At 54.8% G+C, this 16,552-nt stretch carries 13 protein-coding genes and 1 tRNA gene; 4 read left to right on the top strand and 10 right to left on the bottom strand.

Annotated features, from left to right (window positions below):
* Positions 1-275: 275 nt before the first annotated feature.
* The gene (locus tag HMPREF3140_RS21625; RefSeq protein ID WP_020323937.1) at positions 276-461 is read left to right on the top strand and encodes a hypothetical protein; all 186 of its coding nucleotides are present in this window, start codon (positions 276-278) and stop codon (positions 459-461) included.
* Between the two features lie 178 nt (positions 462-639).
* Here the strand turns inward: HMPREF3140_RS21625 and HMPREF3140_RS21620 are convergent, their stop codons facing one another.
* The 9 genes from HMPREF3140_RS21620 to proB form a co-directional block, all read right to left on the bottom strand.
* Entirely contained in the window at positions 640-1,959 is a 1,320-nt protein-coding gene (locus HMPREF3140_RS21620) for an AbiJ-related protein (RefSeq protein ID WP_020323941.1), read from the bottom strand.
* Positions 1,960-2,097: 138 nt separating this feature from the next.
* On the bottom strand, positions 2,098-5,604 hold the full coding sequence (locus tag HMPREF3140_RS21615) for a DEAD/DEAH box helicase (RefSeq protein WP_070553098.1): 3,507 nt from the start codon (positions 5,602-5,604) through the stop codon (positions 2,098-2,100).
* Positions 5,591-6,373 carry a HamA C-terminal domain-containing protein gene (locus HMPREF3140_RS21610; protein ID WP_020323947.1) on the bottom strand — a complete coding sequence of 261 codons (783 nt, stop codon included), beginning with the start codon at positions 6,371-6,373 and terminating at the stop codon, positions 5,591-5,593. Before HMPREF3140_RS21610 ends, HMPREF3140_RS21615 begins: the two co-directional genes overlap by 14 nt.
* A gap of 542 nt (positions 6,374-6,915) precedes the next feature.
* The gene (locus HMPREF3140_RS21605) at positions 6,916-8,685 is read right to left on the bottom strand and encodes a DNA primase family protein (RefSeq protein ID WP_020323953.1); all 1,770 of its coding nucleotides are present in this window, start codon (positions 8,683-8,685) and stop codon (positions 6,916-6,918) included.
* Positions 8,682-8,951, bottom strand: coding sequence for a hypothetical protein (locus HMPREF3140_RS21600; protein ID WP_223178539.1), 270 nt, complete (start codon positions 8,949-8,951; stop codon positions 8,682-8,684). Before HMPREF3140_RS21600 ends, HMPREF3140_RS21605 begins: the two co-directional genes overlap by 4 nt.
* Positions 8,952-9,226: 275 nt before the next feature.
* Positions 9,227-9,427: a helix-turn-helix domain-containing protein gene (locus HMPREF3140_RS29680; protein WP_071604873.1), complete on the bottom strand. Its 201-nt coding sequence runs from the start codon at positions 9,425-9,427 to the stop codon at positions 9,227-9,229.
* A 310-nt stretch (positions 9,428-9,737) separates the two neighbouring features.
* A tRNA-Thr gene (locus HMPREF3140_RS21595) sits at positions 9,738-9,813 on the bottom strand.
* Positions 9,814-9,926: 113 nt separating this feature from the next.
* A complete protein-coding gene (gene proA, locus HMPREF3140_RS21590) occupies positions 9,927-11,180 on the bottom strand; it encodes a glutamate-5-semialdehyde dehydrogenase (protein WP_004147253.1) in 1,254 nt (417 codons plus the stop codon).
* 10 nt (positions 11,181-11,190) lie between these two features.
* Positions 11,191-12,294 carry a glutamate 5-kinase gene (gene proB / locus HMPREF3140_RS21585; protein ID WP_004144574.1) on the bottom strand — a complete coding sequence of 368 codons (1,104 nt, stop codon included), beginning with the start codon at positions 12,292-12,294 and terminating at the stop codon, positions 11,191-11,193.
* 289 nt (positions 12,295-12,583) lie between these two features.
* Between proB and phoE the strand changes: the two genes are divergently transcribed.
* Positions 12,584-13,636 carry a phosphoporin PhoE gene (phoE, locus tag HMPREF3140_RS21575; protein WP_004144576.1) on the top strand — a complete coding sequence of 351 codons (1,053 nt, stop codon included), beginning with the start codon at positions 12,584-12,586 and terminating at the stop codon, positions 13,634-13,636.
* 44 nt (positions 13,637-13,680) lie between these two features.
* Here phoE and HMPREF3140_RS21570 read toward each other — a convergent pair whose 3' ends face one another.
* Positions 13,681-14,247: an NlpC/P60 family protein gene (locus HMPREF3140_RS21570; RefSeq protein WP_070553097.1), complete on the bottom strand. Its 567-nt coding sequence runs from the start codon at positions 14,245-14,247 to the stop codon at positions 13,681-13,683.
* 408 nt (positions 14,248-14,655) lie between these two features.
* Here HMPREF3140_RS21570 and HMPREF3140_RS21565 point away from each other — a divergent pair, with 408 nt between their 5' ends.
* Positions 14,656-15,525 carry a DMT family transporter gene (locus HMPREF3140_RS21565; RefSeq protein ID WP_032410880.1) on the top strand — a complete coding sequence of 290 codons (870 nt, stop codon included), beginning with the start codon at positions 14,656-14,658 and terminating at the stop codon, positions 15,523-15,525.
* Between the two features lie 95 nt (positions 15,526-15,620).
* Positions 15,621-16,286: an HAD family hydrolase gene (locus tag HMPREF3140_RS21560; protein ID WP_004177299.1), complete on the top strand. Its 666-nt coding sequence runs from the start codon at positions 15,621-15,623 to the stop codon at positions 16,284-16,286.
* Positions 16,287-16,552: the final 266 nt, after the last annotated feature.

Genomic DNA, 16,552 nt, shown 5'->3' with positions numbered 1-16,552 from the left:
TTCATTTTGATAGTTCGTTATGTGCACAGTATAACCGTAGCTTTTTCGCACCACACGCATTTTCTGGGAATCATTGCTAGCATGCAGTTATCCATTATAACCTTCAGCGCACGCTCGTATCCCCATCACGCCTGCCCGCTTTGTGTAGTGGTTTTCACGCACCTGCATGAGATATGAAAAATCCTGCAAAAATGGGTGTAAAGACGGATAATGATCAGCGTTCATCTCAATAGATAGGCTTTTCTGCTACTTGGATACGAGTCAGGGAGATATTCATGATAAAAGACTACCTGATTGTGGCGTACCTGACGGCAATTGTCGCTTGGCCATTCACACTGGTGTTAATTGGTCTTTCTGCTGGAGCTGCACTCTATATGAGGCGCAGAGTGCTGTGCGTTGCCCTCGTCGTTCTGTTCATGCTGGTGGTCATCGCTGCGTGGCAGTTTGAACGCTACATGTAAAATCATACCGCCCTATGAAAATGCCTATATCTTATTTATAGGCAGAAACGGTGTGTGCTGGCTATGTATAAGCACAGGTGATGAGCTTTACCTATGAGTGAGTAAGACGCTACCACAGATATACGGCATGCTCGTGCTGACCTGTTCCCCGTTGATTAACACACCAAAAAGTCATTCATTATACGAGACGATGCAATCGAAAGAGCTTTTCGAAAAAGTCGGAGATCCTCGGCGCAGCACCGTCCCCGACCAACTCGTTCGCCCCAAATCGATAGATTTCATATCCAGCGAGACGTAACTCGCGATCAGCCGACACCATGTCTGCATACACCTTTAATGACGGATGATCGTTTTCCGTGAAATGGTGCTTTCCATCCACCTCTATCACGATACGCTGACACCCTGGGAGCAGTAGCAAAAAGTCCATGCGTTGACGCGGAAGAGGTAAGCGATGGCGCAGGGTTTTCATGACAGCAGGGTCATAATGAAGGTAGACCTGTGGAAGGAGCGCGGGCAGCGTCTCGCCAAGGACGTTTCTATAGGCCTTAAAATAAGTGGCAAAGAGCTTTCGCTCAGCATCTGAGGCCAGAGACTCTTGAAGTCGTGCTCCAAGGTTTGCAGCATTGCCCTCTGGGGAGATATCGTTCCACCAAGCGACAAGCTCGGACCAGAGAAGGCCGTTTGAGCCAATTGGCCGGTCATAGACCAAACAACTTTCTTCATTGGATAGAATGACGATGTCGTTGTTGATGGCGTCGGCGAAACCAATCTCCGGCTTCGGTCCCCGCGAGGCAAAGATCAGGTTCTTAGGTCGCCCTTCAACCCCACGCACGATAGGGCGAAACCCAAAGATTGGATGACCAGAGAGTTCACATTCCTCCGCTAGCTCATATCCGTCGCGCGCAAGGATCTCGTTAAGGGCAGTGACAGTCTGCAACTGTTCGTCTCCCGACCGGGAGAGAGGGTGAACAGCTTCTTCGAGCAATGCTCCAAACCTAGCAATGGAGCAAGTGAATGCGCCGATCTTACTAAATAGGTGTTCCACCGACCAGTCGCCGGGATTGACATCCATGTGCTGAGCGACTTGATCTCGTAAACTTCGGCCATTGCTTCCAAAAAGGTTTTCAAAAGGCGAGGAAAGGGGGAAATATCGTTCGACCACCTCTACCGTGCCACGTTCACCAGCGAGATCATCTCCGAACGCCCGAGCGATGTCTCGTCGTGTGATGTGGGACAAAGGCTGGTCACCGGCCTCAAGTACCCTACGGCCCAACTCATCGAGTGCGACATCTCCACGATGCGCGGCGAATTTAAGTGCGAAACGCGCCAATTCCGCCTGTGTAAGGTTTGCCAGCGCCAAGTCGATACGCTCTCGCTTTGAAAGGCCCTCACCATTTGCGACCACCAATCCGGCGATCTGCTGCGGTGCCTCACTAAGCTCTCTATGAGTCATCGTCTGCAGAATACGGGCAATCTGCCCGTAAAGATCACTAGCCACAGCTCGTTACCTCTTCCTTTGACACGACTGAAGCGAGCAAGCCGCCGTAGTCGTAGCTGGTAATACATTTTCTTCCTCTAACAAAGGGACGTGATTCTGGGCTATTACCCTCAGTTAGAACATACTTTCCTTCCAGTATTATGCATCAGCAGGTGGCCAGCGGAGCTTTCCGCGGCCAATTCGCAATACGTCCACCAGCCTGGTGTTGCCGGGCACGCGGCCCGAGAACAGGCTGGGCTTGGGGTCAACCGCCGACTTTTTGAATGCGGCAATCCGCGAATAGTCTGGCGTCGCCAGCCAAGTCCGTCCGTCCCCCTCGTCAGTGACGATCCGATAAAGACCAGCAATAGGGGCAGTCTCGGTATCAAGCAGACGCTTATAATGTTCAACAGACCATTTTTGAATGCCTGCTCTGAGGGCTTCGGTTCGGAAATGTGCCCATAGCGAGGCCGTGTCAGGTGTTGGCCAGTCGCCTGCGACGGTATAGGCCGTAATCTCGTCGGATTCAAGCCAAGCTCGCATCTCAAAAGGAGTTACAAATACAGGATTGGCACACTTGATCGCTGCCATAGCCGCGCGCCGTGATGGAAGGCCTGCACGGATCAACATCGCCATCATGAATTGCGGGACGCCTGTTTCAACAACTGCTGCCGCGCCACCAACCACCGTTTCCGGCGACCAGCCGAGAGACATTCGTCGGACACGGACAGCTTCTAATGCCCAAACCAAACGATAGGTGAAAGCCTCTTCAACGACCCGCATGTTCTGCGGTCCGATGTTAACAACATCTTCGCCAGACACCCAACTACGTAGGATGGCCTTCCAATTCGTCGGCAGCGCGTTCGCATTGTCGGGAACAAAGGGTCTCATGAACAGCAGACGTTCACCAAGGCCACCGAGGGTTTCGACAAGTTCGTTGACGTCACCGTTCAACGCAGCAGCGTCGGCACGATCGAGGAGATCAGCTAACTCGTCAGCCATGGCGTCAATGGTGAGACCAGCCTCAAGTCCAACGCCCATGGCAAAATGCCCCCGTCGCGCCTGAGCCGTGGTGGTCTTCCAGATGAGAGCGGCACGCGCTTCAAACACCTTCTTATGCAGTGGGATTACGTCCTCATCCTCGCGGGCGATCTGACGGGCCCAAAGTGAGCCTCTGAGTGCGTCATCCAAGAGTTTTGGAAGGTCGTTGCGATCAGCATCAAGCGCCTCGAGCAGACCGAACACGGTTGCATCGAGACGTTCGACGATCTGCGAGAGCGGCTCCTCGTCAATGGTTTCTTCCTTATCATCATCGCTATCAGCGCCTTCATCGTCGTCACCAGCTTCGTATTCGCCCCCAGCAGCTAGGCGTTCAGCGACAGCGGTTTCTTCTACGGGAGATCGCCAAGCCTCACGGGCGTTGGCGAGGTATTCCCAAGCATCATCTCGACCTAGGACACCTTCGCGAGACAGCCGAACAAGGATCTCGGCGACAATCTGGATGAGTCCGCTCTTCAGTGTGCGGGCCTTCGCAGAGACGACCAGCTCTCTCCATTCTTCCTTTCGCCAATTTATCTTGTCGAACATTACATGGACGATGAGGCCCTCGACGTCCACGAAGGCGCGACCAGCGCGCCCGGCCACATTCGCGAATTCCTCGCCTTTAATCTTCTCAGATGCACGATATAATGTTGGTACTAACAAGACAGCGGCGTTGAGATTGAGTCCCTGCGACAGTGTCGGCGACGCGACGATGACCTTCAGCACCCCCTCTGATAGTAAAACTTCCACCTCACGCAGGAACGGGCTCGGCAGCCGCCCGTGGTGGATTGCGACACCGACCCTCAAGCAGGCAACGGCGGGATGGTCTTCGCCCAACCATTCCTTACCGACCTCCAAAGCGCGTGCGATCAACGCATTATCCCCCAACAGCGAGTCCAGATAGCCACGCCTACATAGGTCCACTACCTGTTTGCCGTAGCTCTCGACCCAATTTGCTTGGGTGGAAAAGATCAGGGTTCGCTTGCCCTGTCCAGCGAATTCCCACGCCACGAACAAGGCGAGATGCGAATTCTTGCGCGGATAGGGCTTCCTCTCCCGACCCCGCGCCGGTTTTCGTACGACGAATTGGTCGAGGAACGGACCATTGTCATCGAGGTCAAGCCGGAGCAGCGCATCCTCGCCCCTCCATATTAGCGCGCCAAACCTCTGCCGTGTGGGGCGCCAGTCGGAACGCACAGGTTCACCCGGTTCGTCGGAGCGTATCCATGCGGTGAGATCATCGAGTTCGTCGCCACTCGGCAGAATAGCGGAGAGACAAACAATCCGACGTTCGCCCGCATCCGCGCGTCGAAGCAGACGTTGCACTAACGTTTCGTAGCGGATTTCGCGCTCGCTCGGGCCGATCATGTGCCCTTCATCGAGGACGATCAGACCGACATCATCGATCAGGGATGGGTCACTTCGCAGGGCGAAGTCGAGCTTCTCTGGTGTTGCGATGACGATTTCGCGGGAACGCAGGGCATCTTCATCGCCAGTTGAAAGGCCGCTGGCACCGTAAAGCGAGGAAACACTAAAACCGAGGGGCGCGAAGGTCTTTCTGAAGGATCGCTCGGTCTGGGCGGACAAAGCACGCAATGGCGTGACGATCAACACCCGCCGTTCTGAAGACAAAGTCATCAGCACGGCAATCTCGGCCACCCGCGTCTTGCCTGCGCTGGTCGGCAAAGCGACGACCAAATCGTCGGTGAGGTCCGTGGAACGCTGGGCCGTTTCCAATTGAGACGGCCATAGCTCCACCTCGGAAGTCTTGCGCGCATAGAGCGACGAGATAAACAGTTGACGCAGGTCTGGGTATTTGTCCTCTGCCCCCTCTGGCGGCTCGGTCGGCAGATTCTGATGTAGCGAATGCTGCCAAAGGTCATCAATCAGGTGGCGACAGAGGTTCGAGATCCACCACAAAGGAACATTCTCCGAATTATCTGCCAGACTAACCGCTACGGCGAGCAGTGCCCGTGCTTTCTCAATCGGCTCAGATTCACCTGTCTCGAGTGCGAAGTCAAAATGGGCCAAGGCTCTGCAGATTGTAGTATTGAGGATGGTCGCTAACACCTCATCAATGTCCCCGTTTTCTCCCCGTAGCACTTCGGCAATCTGTTCATCGTCGTGAGTCTCGTCGTCCAACCACCCGCGAACAAAAGTGCGTAATTGGCCTAGATCGCGCAGGATTAGATGTCGAATAGCCATCTCACCCGGTGATGCATTGAGATCCTGTGACATCTCGTTGAAAAGCGAATAAGCGACGGCAGAAAAGCCAGCCAAGTGATAGGCCGCGGCGGCGATAGTGCGGTGGAACCCGCGGCCTGGAGCCTCTGGATCACCATTGCGAATAAGAGCCTCGAAAGCATTGGCTGCGCGTTCGAATGCCTTACTCGTCAGATTCGAAGCCCCAGCCTGAGCACGCAGGGCCATCGCGCCCCGCAGCAGGGCGAAGCCATGTTCAGCAAGATCGGTTTCGATTGTCGCGCCGAACTGCGGCGCATTCGGTGGTAGTACGCCTTCCCTGCGCATCAACGACCAAGCCGTACCACGATAGAGGAGACGGCTAAGGATGCCATCGGCGGTTGCGGCCGCAAGGAATGAGGTCAGTTCGTCAATCGTCTCCAAGGTCTTCCGCCTCTTGATACATGGCTGCGATGAAATCCTGGTGATCTTCGATATGGATATTCACGACGTAATGGTCTCGATTGGTGCTCGTGGCATCGAGATCCTTTTTTAGTGACGCGTGGGGCCCGTTGCCCGACATAGTAAAGAGCATGTGATCAATACGGTCGGCGGGAAGCAACTTCAGGCCTACTTCGTCACGGAGACTGCGGCCTAGCTCGTTGTCATCAGGGTCTTGACTCTCCAACAGCCTATTGGCAACAAATAACAGAGAATCAGGCGTGCAACGACCATTATCGCGGTTGAGTACCTTGCGAGCGCTCGTGACCGTAGCTTTACCCAGCACCCTGTTACTTTTAGCTTCGCCTTTAAGAAGCCAGAGCTTCTCGCCATTACCGTCATATCCGGCACCAATAAAGTCGTCGCCGCGCATAGCCATGTTGCGGCCGTCCTTATAGCGGAGACGGCGTACAGGAACACGCAGGCCGATCTCTTCCTCAACCAACTCTGTCGCAAGAATCTCGCCAAGATCGCCTGAGCGACTTCTGGACGTCTGAGGCATAGCTTCGCTGAGGATTTTTGCGGCTACCTTGTATCCGAGCCGACTTACGTCCTCGACGATACGTTCGAGTCGGTCGTAATGGGAACGGATAATCTCAGCAAGGTCATCGCGGATATCGTCGCGGCCACCATCCTTTTCGACATAGATCCAGTAATACTTGCGCTGTTCCTGTTCTTTGGTTGAGTCACACCACTTCTCGTATAGCCCCACTATGCTCCCCCTAAAGTTTCCATGATTTACCGCGTGATTCACTTGACCTACGATACTCACACATCGCTATCAGTACCAAGAAAAACACCGCATTTTCAATGCAACAGTTTATCCTCAATCCACCTGATCGTTGGCCGATACCTCTCAATACCCCGGCAGATATGTCTCAGCGTCATAACCTGATAGCCAACTGAATAGCGTGATGACACTGTAATGACACGGAACTCTGAACACGCCCTCTTTCTCCAGCAACACTGCATTGTTGTAGCAGTCGATCCCATTAACTCCGCTATAAAAATTAAAAAGACAGGCTCACCTGTTCACCTTTAAATTTTTCTTATTTGTTTTCATTGGATTAAGTGATGATGGCTTCATCTTCAAGCTTTCACTACTGTTCACCTTAACACTTCACCTTATTAGATAATAAGGAATAAGGAATAAGGTGAACAGGTGAATATTTAATGAATAGTTAATAAAAAATATTCATCCGTTAACTCACTATTATTAATAGATTTTCAACAGGATGAATAGTGGTGAACACTTCACCTATAAACTTTATTTTGAGTCGAGTCACATGAGGGCATCCATTCTTTCGAGTCTTCGTTCAACATAACGTTTGACCGCAATCCTTGTTTTGTCCTGTGCCTCTGGTACGTCTTGTCATATTCCGCCATTGCTCCCGGCATATCTGTACCGAACCTGGTAAGCGATATCGGCTTGCTAAGCCCATTGGCCCGCATATAGGTAAGGTAAGCGTGGTACAGGTAACGACGTGGGTTAGACGGCATAATTTCAGCGTTCCCAATAAACATGCCGTCACAGACAACTGATGTTATCAGGTAGCCGCAAAAGTCCACCAGTGAATCCCCTTCACGTTTAATAACCAAAGCTTCCTCAGATTTCTGTTGTTCATACAGTAACCGCTTTGCTTCATCTTGATCAGCAAACTTGAACAGTAGATAACGAATTACGATCGCCAACTCGGCTTCTATTTTTTTGACCAGCATCGGATCACGTTCATTTTCCGGCACAACTTCGGAAAAATTGAAAATCACCCGGCGCCGGGAAATACCTCCGCTGCGATCGCTAAATGACATAGCATTATTGTTGACTGCCAGTACTACCGCAGAGATGCGAGTGGAGTACGGTGCCTTATGTTTCGGATCGATAGATACCTTGTCCCCGCCGGTTATCGCCTTGATGCCCGCGCCATCACCGGCATAACGCGTCATATCTGGCAGGATAATCAGCGAGTAACCAACCACCAGCGCACGATCCCGCGAATCCTCAAGCGCCTTCATACCAGCTGAAACCGTGTTGACTTTTCCCGCCAGCATTGTGCATATTTCCGCGAAAACGCTCTTACCACTACCCCCAGGACCAGTAACCTCAAGAAAAAGTTGCCAGTCGTAACGATTAGCCAGCACCATAAACAGCGCCGCTAATACGCGATCCGCTTTCCGGTTGTTGTTACCGACAGAACGACTCAACCATTTCCAGAGGTTTGGGGCATGGGTATCCAGCCTTTCACCTTCCACCTGAGCACTGAATGGTAATTCGCTTGCAATCAGAAGCCAGTCATCCTTGTTGTGCTCACGAAATTGAGCGGAACGGGTATCAAATACCCCATTACTGAACCCAATGAGATTACGGGCTGTAATCCCCATAACAGGTAGGCTTAACTTCATGGTTTCGACCGCTGACTTAATACCGTTCTGCGAATAGGCAGTTTTCGCATCAATAAAGATCTGCGCCATTGTTCGTTGTAGCTCTTTATCAGACACAGGCCCCCATACCACGCCGTTATAACAGTGAACGATATCGGAATCGGCATGTATCGCCAACGCGTCGTTGTAACGTGCCATGAGCACTTCTCCGCGCTGGCTTGCTCCCATACGAGAGAGGTCGGTAACTGCCATTCTCAACCATTCTTCAGGCGATGTGGACAAGGTATCCGGCAATATTGTAGAAGCGGGAAACACCCGGTTAATCCGGGGGGCGTCGCACAATAGAACCTTCAGGTTGTCGGGGCCGATGATATTGGCTACCAGTGCCATGCGATATTCGCGCTGTTTTCTGGTATCCGTTGCCAATAGTCCCTTATCGCATAACCACTCGTAAGTAGTTTGGTTGCTATCCACTAGTCGGTAAAGTTCCTTTGTCAACTGACCATACCGGGTAGTGGAGTCCTGATGTTGTTTCATCGCCAGTTCGGCATCTTCCCGTTCAACCTGATGGCCATTCACCCAGCGATATAGGCAGCTGTAAAGCGCATCAGACATAACTTCCTGCATTTGCATCTCTGCTGTCATGCTTGAGGTCTCCTGGTCATGGTGAACTTACCGATCAGAGGGTGGAACCAGTATTTACTACCGTATTTTCGCTTTGCCTCGCGAATGACGTTCAGTGCTGCCTCCCTGAATTTGACTTCATGGACAATAACTCCGGCCTTTTGCCGAAGCATCATTACGCCACTGTTCTGTGCTAATGCTTCTGCCTTGCTGGTGGATATCCCTATTTCTGTTGCCAGCATGATTAAAGGAGCCATCCCTTCAGGGATGGCCTCTCTGTTTTGCATGGCTGCTAATGCAAGCTCCAGCGATTTTACGCGTTTCACCAACTCATCATGTTGCGATAGGCTTACATGAATAGCTTCCAGGAAGTCTCTTTGAGCCGTAGGCGACTCCCCTTGATGTAGTTTTTGGGCGTGAGCGTGCCACGGCCCGATATCGTGCCTATTTAATTTGTTCATAATTAAATCTGGGAAAATAGTTTAGAAATGATAACGAGTTATGAGCTGACGTTTATATCCGCAAGAGGATGGGAATTATCCCCATCCCTGCCTATAACGTTTCATTTACTGACCAGTTTCTCTAAGTCCGACAACCTCCAGCGCAGGCGATTACCAATTCTTACTGGGCTTATCGGTCCTTTGCCATAGCACGCCCAGCAACGTAGCGTCTGCGGTTTCAGCCCTAGGAAGTCGGCGGCTTCATTAGTTGTTAATATCTGGCGTGTTGCAAATGCTTCTTGAGGTTGTAATGAGTCTGGCATCGTTCAGAGTTCCTTACTGTTGGGAAGTATTGAGAGCGATGTGAGTAGACAATGAGAACCATGGGTGGAGTAAACCCTGGACCATGGGTAGACTTTTTTATTAATTGATTTTTATACAGTTATTAATGGAGAAAGTTAAATCTACCCAGATATACGGGATTAAACCACCATGGATAAGGTAACAATTTGAGGTAGGGAAAACGCCAGAATAGCGTTGATTGACATACGGCGCGGGTGCTTACAAAGTGCTTACATGAAAGAAATAGTTAATGAAATTAACGAGAGGATTTATCGTAACTTATTGATTTAATGGTGCCGATAATAGGAGTCGAACCTACGACCTTCGCATTACGAATGCGCTGCTCTACCAACTGAGCTATATCGGCCCTGCAAGAGGTGTTCACGAGCGTGAATCACGAGGCAAAAGGTTAGAACTTAGCGGGCGATGCGTCAATAGCCAGTGGAATCAACTGCCTATTTTTGCATCGCCCATTCTCATTTACGCACGAATGGTATCGTCGCCGAAACCAATCCACTTATAGGTGGTTAACGCTTCCAGCCCCATCGGGCCGCGGGCGTGCAGCTTCTGGGTGCTGACCGCCACTTCCGCGCCGAGGCCGAACTGGCCGCCGTCGGTGAAGCGCGTGGAGGCGTTCACATATACCGCGGAAGAGTCCACTTCATTGATAAAGCGGTTGGCGTTACGCAGGGTGCGGGTCAGGATGGCGTCGGAGTGCTGGGTGCCATGTTCGCGGATATGGGCGATAGCCTCGTCCATATCAGCCACCACTTTGACGTTCAGATCCAGCGACAGATACTCGTCGTCATACTGCTCCGCTTTCACCGGCTCGACCTTCGCTGGGCCGTTTTGCAGCGCGGGGAGGGCGGAAGGGGCGGCGTGCAGGGTGACGCCGCTCTCGGCCATCTGCTTGCTCAACGCCGGCAGGAAGGTATCGGCGATGTTGCGGTGCACCAGCAGCGTTTCCACGGTATTGCAGGTGCTCGGCCGCTGGGTCTTGGCGTTGACGATGATCTTCAGCGCGGGGGCGATCTCGGCGGTTTCATCCACGAAGATATGGCACACGCCAATCCCACCGGTGATCACCGGGATCGTTGACTGTTCACGGCACAGCTTGTGCAGGCCCGCGCCGCCGCGAGGGATCAGCATATCGATGTATTTATCCATCTTCAGCATTTCGCCCACCAGCGCGCGATCCGGGCTCTCGATAGCCTGTACCGCGGCGGCCGGCAGACCGCACTCCTGCAGCGCCTGCTGGATCACCTTCACCGTGGCGGCGTTGGTGCGCCAGGTCTCTTTCCCGCCGCGCAGGATCGCCGCGTTGCCGGTTTTCAGGCACAGGGAGGCGACGTCGACCGTCACGTTGGGACGCGCTTCATAAATCACGCCAATCACCCCCAGCGGGACGCGGCGACGTTCAATACGTAGACCGCTGTCCAGCAGCCCGCCGTCGATCACCTGGCCGACCGGATCGGCCAGATTGCACACCTGGCGCACATCGCTGGCGATGCCGCTCAGACGCGCCGGGGTCAGCGCGAGGCGATCGAGCATCGCTTCACTCAGGCCATTGGCGCGAGCTTCGGCTAAATCTTCCGCGTTGGCGCGCAGAATATCGTCGGTCTGCGCTTCCAGATAATCGGCGATCTTTTCCAGTACCTGATTCTTTTCCCGGCTGGAGAGTAACGCCAGCTGCCAGGAGGCCGCTTTGGCGGCAATGCCCATTTGTTCCAGCATTTTCAGCTCCTTAACGGATGATCATATCATCGCGGTGGACGGCCACCGGGCCGTATTCATAGCCCAGAATGGCATCGATTTGCTGCGAGTGTTGGCCGGCGATAAGGCGCAGCGCATCGCTGTTGTAGCGGCTGACGCCGTGAGCGATGTCACGTCCTTCGCTATTGCGGATGCGGATCACTTCGCCGCGGGAGAAGTTGCCGCTGACGATTTTGATCCCTTTTGGCAACAGCGAGCTGCCTCTTTCGAGGATCGCCTGGGTCGCGCCCGCATCGACGGTGATTTCCCCCGCCGGCGGCGCGCCGAAGATCCAGCGCTTACGGTTCTCCAGCGGAGACTCCTGGGCGTGGAAGCAGGTACCTACCGGCAGGCCTGCCATCGCATGGCCGATGACGTCCGGACGGTTGCCTGCGGCGATGATGGTATCAATCCCCGCGCGGCAGGCGACGTCCGCGGCCTGCAGCTTGGTGCCCATGCCGCCGGTGCCGAGTCCGGAGACGCTATCGCCGGCGATGGCGCGCAGCGCGTCGTCGATGCCGTAGACGTCTTTAATCAGCTCCGCCTGCGGGTTGCTGCGCGGGTCGGCGGTGAACAGGCCTGGCTGGTCGGTTAACAGCAGCAGCTTATCCGCCCCGGCGAGGATCGCGGCCAGCGCGGAGAGATTGTCGTTATCGCCCACTTTAATTTCCGCGGTAGCGACGGCGTCGTTTTCGTTAATGACCGGGACGATGCTGTTATCCAGCAGCGCGCGCAGAGTGTCGCGGGCGTTGAGGAACCGTTCTCTGTCTTCCATGTCGGCGCGGGTCAGCAGCATCTGGCCAACGTGAATGCCATAGATAGAAAACAGCTGTTCCCACAGCTGGATCAGACGGCTTTGTCCCACCGCCGCCAGCAGCTGCTTGGAGGCGATGGTGGCGGGCAGTTCCGGGTAACCAAGGTGCTCGCGCCCGGCGGCAATGGCCCCGGAGGTCACGATGACAATACGGTGTCCCATGGCGTGCAACTGTGCGCACTGGCGCACAAGCTCGACGATATGGGCGCGGTTCAGGCGACGGGACCCGCCTGTTAAAACACTGGTGCCCAGTTTTACCACCAGCGTCTGGCTTTCACTCATGATTCTCTGCCGTTCAAAAGGAATATCGATATCGAGCTGATGTTGTAGCAGGAGTCGGCCCGCTTGCCAACACCCGGGGCGGCGGGCGCGCCATTTTATTGCGCGGGATCGGGCATTCTGGAGAGGGAATGTGACAAAAATATGTCAGATACATTTAAATACCCTTTTTTATAAAAAGTTCCATCTTGTCATAAATATTTAATATCCCGGCGTTAAAAAACCTCCAGTTTTTGATGGGCGAGCGCCCGCAATTGAATAGCGCGTATAAATAAATCACCAGGACTGAATAATGAAAAAGAGTACTCTGGCATTAATGATGATGGGCTTTGTGGCTTCAACAGCGACGCAGGCAGCGGAAGTTTATAATAAGAACGCGAACAAGCTGGATGTGTACGGCAAGATCAAAGCCATGCACTATTTCAGCGACTATGACAGCAAGGATGGCGATCAGACCTACGTGCGTTTCGGTATTAAAGGCGAAACGCAGATTAACGACGACCTGACCGGCTATGGCCGTTGGGAATCTGAATTCTCCGGTAACAAAACCGAGAGCGACTCCAGCCAGAAAACCCGTCTGGCGTTCGCCGGCGTGAAGCTGAAGAACTACGGCTCCTTCGATTACGGTCGTAACCTTGGCGCCCTGTACGACGTGGAAGCCTGGACCGATATGTTCCCGGAATTCGGCGGCGATTCCTCTGCCCAGACCGATAACTTTATGACCAAGCGCGCCAGCGGCCTGGCGACCTACCGCAACACCGACTTCTTCGGTCTGGTGGATGGCCTGGATCTGACCCTGCAGTACCAGGGTAAAAACGAAGGCCGTGAAGCGAAGAAACAGAACGGCGACGGCGTCGGCACCTCGTTAAGCTATGATTTCGGCGGCAGCGACTTCGCCGTCAGCGCAGCCTACACCAGCTCCGACCGTACCAACGATCAGAACCTGCTGGCCCGCGGCCAGGGTTCGAAAGCGGAAGCCTGGGCGACCGGCCTGAAATATGACGCCAACAATATCTACCTGGCGACCATGTACTCTGAAACCCGCAAGATGACCCCGATCAGCGGCGGCTTTGCCAACAAAGCGCAGAACTTTGAAGCGGTGGCGCAGTATCAGTTCGACTTCGGTCTGCGTCCGTCCCTCGGCTATGTGCTGTCGAAAGGGAAGGATATCGAAGGGGTGGGGAGTGAAGATCTGGTTAACTACATCGACGTGGGCCTGACCTATTACTTCAACAAAAACATGAACGCCTTCGTGGATTACAAAATCAACCAGCTGAAAAGCGATAACAAACTCGGCATCAACGATGACGACATCGTCGCGCTGGGTATGACCTACCAGTTCTGATTAACCGCAGAACCACCCGCCGCAGCCCTGGCTGCGGCTTTTTTTTAGCGGCGATTCTTCGCCAGATGCAGGGTGTCGCTGTTCATGGTGATCTGCGCGTTATACTCCTTCGGCAGACGACGCGCCTGATAGAACGCCGATTCCCAGTAAGGGTTGTCCAGCGAAGAGCGCATCACGCCCTGGCTGCTCGAGGCGTGAAGGAAATTATGATCGGTATCGTAAAAGCCAACGTGCATCCCGGCCCGGGTGCGGAAGAACACCAGATCGCCGGGACGTAAATCCCGCTTATTGACCCGCACGCCCATGTGCAGCAGCTCGCGGGTGGTGATCCGCTCCATCGGCAGGTTAAAGCGATCCTTCAGCGTGCGCCAGACGAAACCCGAGCAGTCGACGCCGCTTTGTTCAGTACCGCCCCATTCATAGGGGGGTCCCTGCCAGGTGTGCATCTGATCATGCAGGGCCGCCACCACCGGGATCAGATCGTCCGACCCGCTATCAATGGTCATATCCGCATGAGATTTTGTGTTCTTTGCCTGTTTCGGTGAGGAGGAGCATCCTGCCAACAACAAAAAAGGAATTAAAAAGAGAGCATGCGTCAGTTTTGGCTTCATATCGTTATTTTCGAAGTAGCAAGCAGACTGCTTTGTTTTATAGCCGATTAAAAACCACGGCTGAATAAGCCGAGGCCGCCTTTACGTTTATTTACGATTAAAAATAAACAACCTCGGGATGGGTCAGCCATAAAGGGCAGTTGTCACTTCGCAACGGTCTGTGCCAGGATGCTGACAGGAACATTTCACGAGGCATTCCATGACGCATTACGCCATCTCTAGCGAGACTTTGCCCGGCGCCGCTTTCGACGCGGGGTGGATGACGTCTGCGCCTCATCATCGCTTCGCCACGCTCTGCCCACCGCCTCCCCCTCCAGACCGGGTAGTTTTCGGCGCTTAACGCCGTCTTTAGCAGGCGCTTACCTGCCGGTATGACGCTTCCTTGTGTTTGACGTTCTGGAGCATGCTATGCACGTTCGCTATTCTCTGCTCGCCTCGCAGGCGACAACGGCCCTTTTTGTGCTGCTGTGGGGCAGCGCGGCCATCTTCACCCGCTGGGGACTGGATAACGCCTCGCCGATGGCGCTGCTGGTCTTTCGTTTTCTGGTTGCCCTGGTCGCGCTGGCGCCGCTGGCTATCGTCCGTCGGCGCTGGCTGCCCGCGCCGGGCACCCGCCTGCAAACAGCGGCCACCGGTCTGATGCTGATTGGCGGCTATTCGGTCTGTTACTTCGAGGCGATGGCCAACGGCGTGACGCCGGGACTTATCGCCACCATCATGGGGATTCAGCCCATCCTTACGCTTTGCGTGGTGGAGCGCCGCCTGCAGGGGCGGCGGCTGTCAGGACTGCTGCTTGCCCTGGCGGGGCTGGTGCTATTGGTGTGGCGCAGCCTGGCGGCCTCGCCGATGGCGACGGTGGGGATCCTGTTTGCGCTGGCGGCGCTGCTGCTGATGACCTTTGGCGCGCTGTGGCAAAAGCGCAGCCGTCAGGCGCCGGCGGATGTCCTGCCGCTGCAGTATGCCGTTAGTCTGGGGCTGTGCCTGCTGATTGCCCCGGTCAGCTGCTTCCAGTTTACCGTTAACGCCGGGTTGATTATTCCGGTGCTGTTTCTCGGACTGCTGATTTCGGTGGTCGCCCAGCTGCTGCTGTACCGTCTGCTGAGCGCGGGAAATATCGTCAATGTCACCAGCCTCTTTTATCTGGTGCCAGCGATCACGGCGCTGCTGGATTATCTGCTGCTGGGCAACCGGCTGCCGGCGGCGACGATGATCGGTATGATGGCGATCGTCGGCGGGATCGTGCTGGTGTTCCGCACCGCGAAGGTCCGCGCCGGCTGATGGCGAGCCGGGCGCTGCGGCGTCCGGTTCATTTTCCTGTCATCTTTTTTACGCATGCTCCCGGCAGCTTATTTTGACCAGTAAGGGAAAGTACCATGGGCAACACGCTGACGATTTTTGATCTCGATAACACCCTGATACAGGGCGATAGCAGTACGGTCTGGAGCCAGTTTATGGTTCGCGAAGGGCTGGCGACGCAGAAGGGGTATCTTGCCCGCGAGGCGCGGCTAATGGCGGATTATGACCGGGGAGAGATGAATATCGCCGATTATGTGGCCCTGATCCAGGCGCCGCTGGCCGGAATACCGAAGTCGGACGTTGACGCGCTGGTGGCCCGCTGCGTGCGCGAGGCGATCCTGCCCCGGGTCTATCCGCAGGCGTGGGAGCTCATTCGTCGTCTGCGGGCCGAGGGAGAGCAGATGCTGATTATCTCCGCCTCGGTTAGCCTGCTGGTGCAGGCGGTGGCCGCCGCGCTGGAGATCGATCAGGCGCTGGGGATTGACGTGGCGATGGTCGACGGCGGCTACAGCGGTGAAATCACCGGGATCCCCAGCTATCAGCAGGGGAAGGTGGCGCGTCTGGCGCAGTGGCGCGAGGCGCATCCGCAGTATGACGGCGAGGTGACGTTCTATACCGATTCCATTAACGATCTGCCGCTGTGCCTGCATGCGGATCGCGTGCGGCTGGTCAATCCCTGTCCGCAGCTGCAGGCGGCCGGTGCCGGATACGGCTGGCCGGTGCTGAGCTGGCGGTTGGAATAGCGGAGCGGATAAATTTTTCTACAGGCCTGCGGGTTCAGTCGTTCCAGGCCGGATAAGCACTGTAGGCCGGGTAAGGCGCAGCCGCCACCCGGCAATAAAGCGGCTCTGTGCCTGATAGCATCGCCCGGTGGCGCTGCGCTTACCGGGCCTGCGAGGTGTGATCGTGTGAGAGGCCCCGGTAGGCCGGGTAAGGCGTAGCCTCCACCCGGCAATAAAGCGGCTCCGTGTCTGATGGCATCGCCCGGTGGCGCTGCGCTTACCGGGCC

Origin of the sequence: Klebsiella sp. HMSC16A12 (assembly GCF_001808265.1) — a bacterium.
GTDB lineage: Bacteria > Pseudomonadota > Gammaproteobacteria > Enterobacterales > Enterobacteriaceae > Klebsiella > Klebsiella pneumoniae.
Note: the sequence above shows the minus strand (reverse complement) of the source record. Positions and strands in the feature narration are given on the sequence as shown.

Excerpts from the sequence above, each read along its gene's own strand:
- HMPREF3140_RS21560 (WP_004177299.1), top strand. The coding sequence starts at position 15,621 with ATGGGCAACACGCTGACGATTTTTGATCTCGATAACACCCTGATACAG.
- HMPREF3140_RS21570 (WP_070553097.1), bottom strand. The coding sequence starts at position 14,247 with ATGAAGCCAAAACTGACGCATGCTCTCTTTTTAATTCCTTTTTTGTTG.
- HMPREF3140_RS21625 (WP_020323937.1), top strand. The coding sequence starts at position 276 with ATGATAAAAGACTACCTGATTGTGGCGTACCTGACGGCAATTGTCGCT.
- proA (WP_004147253.1), bottom strand. The coding sequence starts at position 11,180 with ATGCTGGAACAAATGGGCATTGCCGCCAAAGCGGCCTCCTGGCAGCTG.
- HMPREF3140_RS29680 (WP_071604873.1), bottom strand. The coding sequence starts at position 9,427 with ATGCCAGACTCATTACAACCTCAAGAAGCATTTGCAACACGCCAGATA.
- proB (WP_004144574.1), bottom strand. The coding sequence starts at position 12,294 with ATGAGTGAAAGCCAGACGCTGGTGGTAAAACTGGGCACCAGTGTTTTA.
- phoE (WP_004144576.1), top strand. The coding sequence starts at position 12,584 with ATGAAAAAGAGTACTCTGGCATTAATGATGATGGGCTTTGTGGCTTCA.
- HMPREF3140_RS21600 (WP_223178539.1), bottom strand. The coding sequence starts at position 8,951 with ATGCAAAACAGAGAGGCCATCCCTGAAGGGATGGCTCCTTTAATCATG.
- HMPREF3140_RS21565 (WP_032410880.1), top strand. The coding sequence starts at position 14,656 with ATGCACGTTCGCTATTCTCTGCTCGCCTCGCAGGCGACAACGGCCCTT.
- HMPREF3140_RS21605 (WP_020323953.1), bottom strand. The coding sequence starts at position 8,685 with ATGACAGCAGAGATGCAAATGCAGGAAGTTATGTCTGATGCGCTTTAC.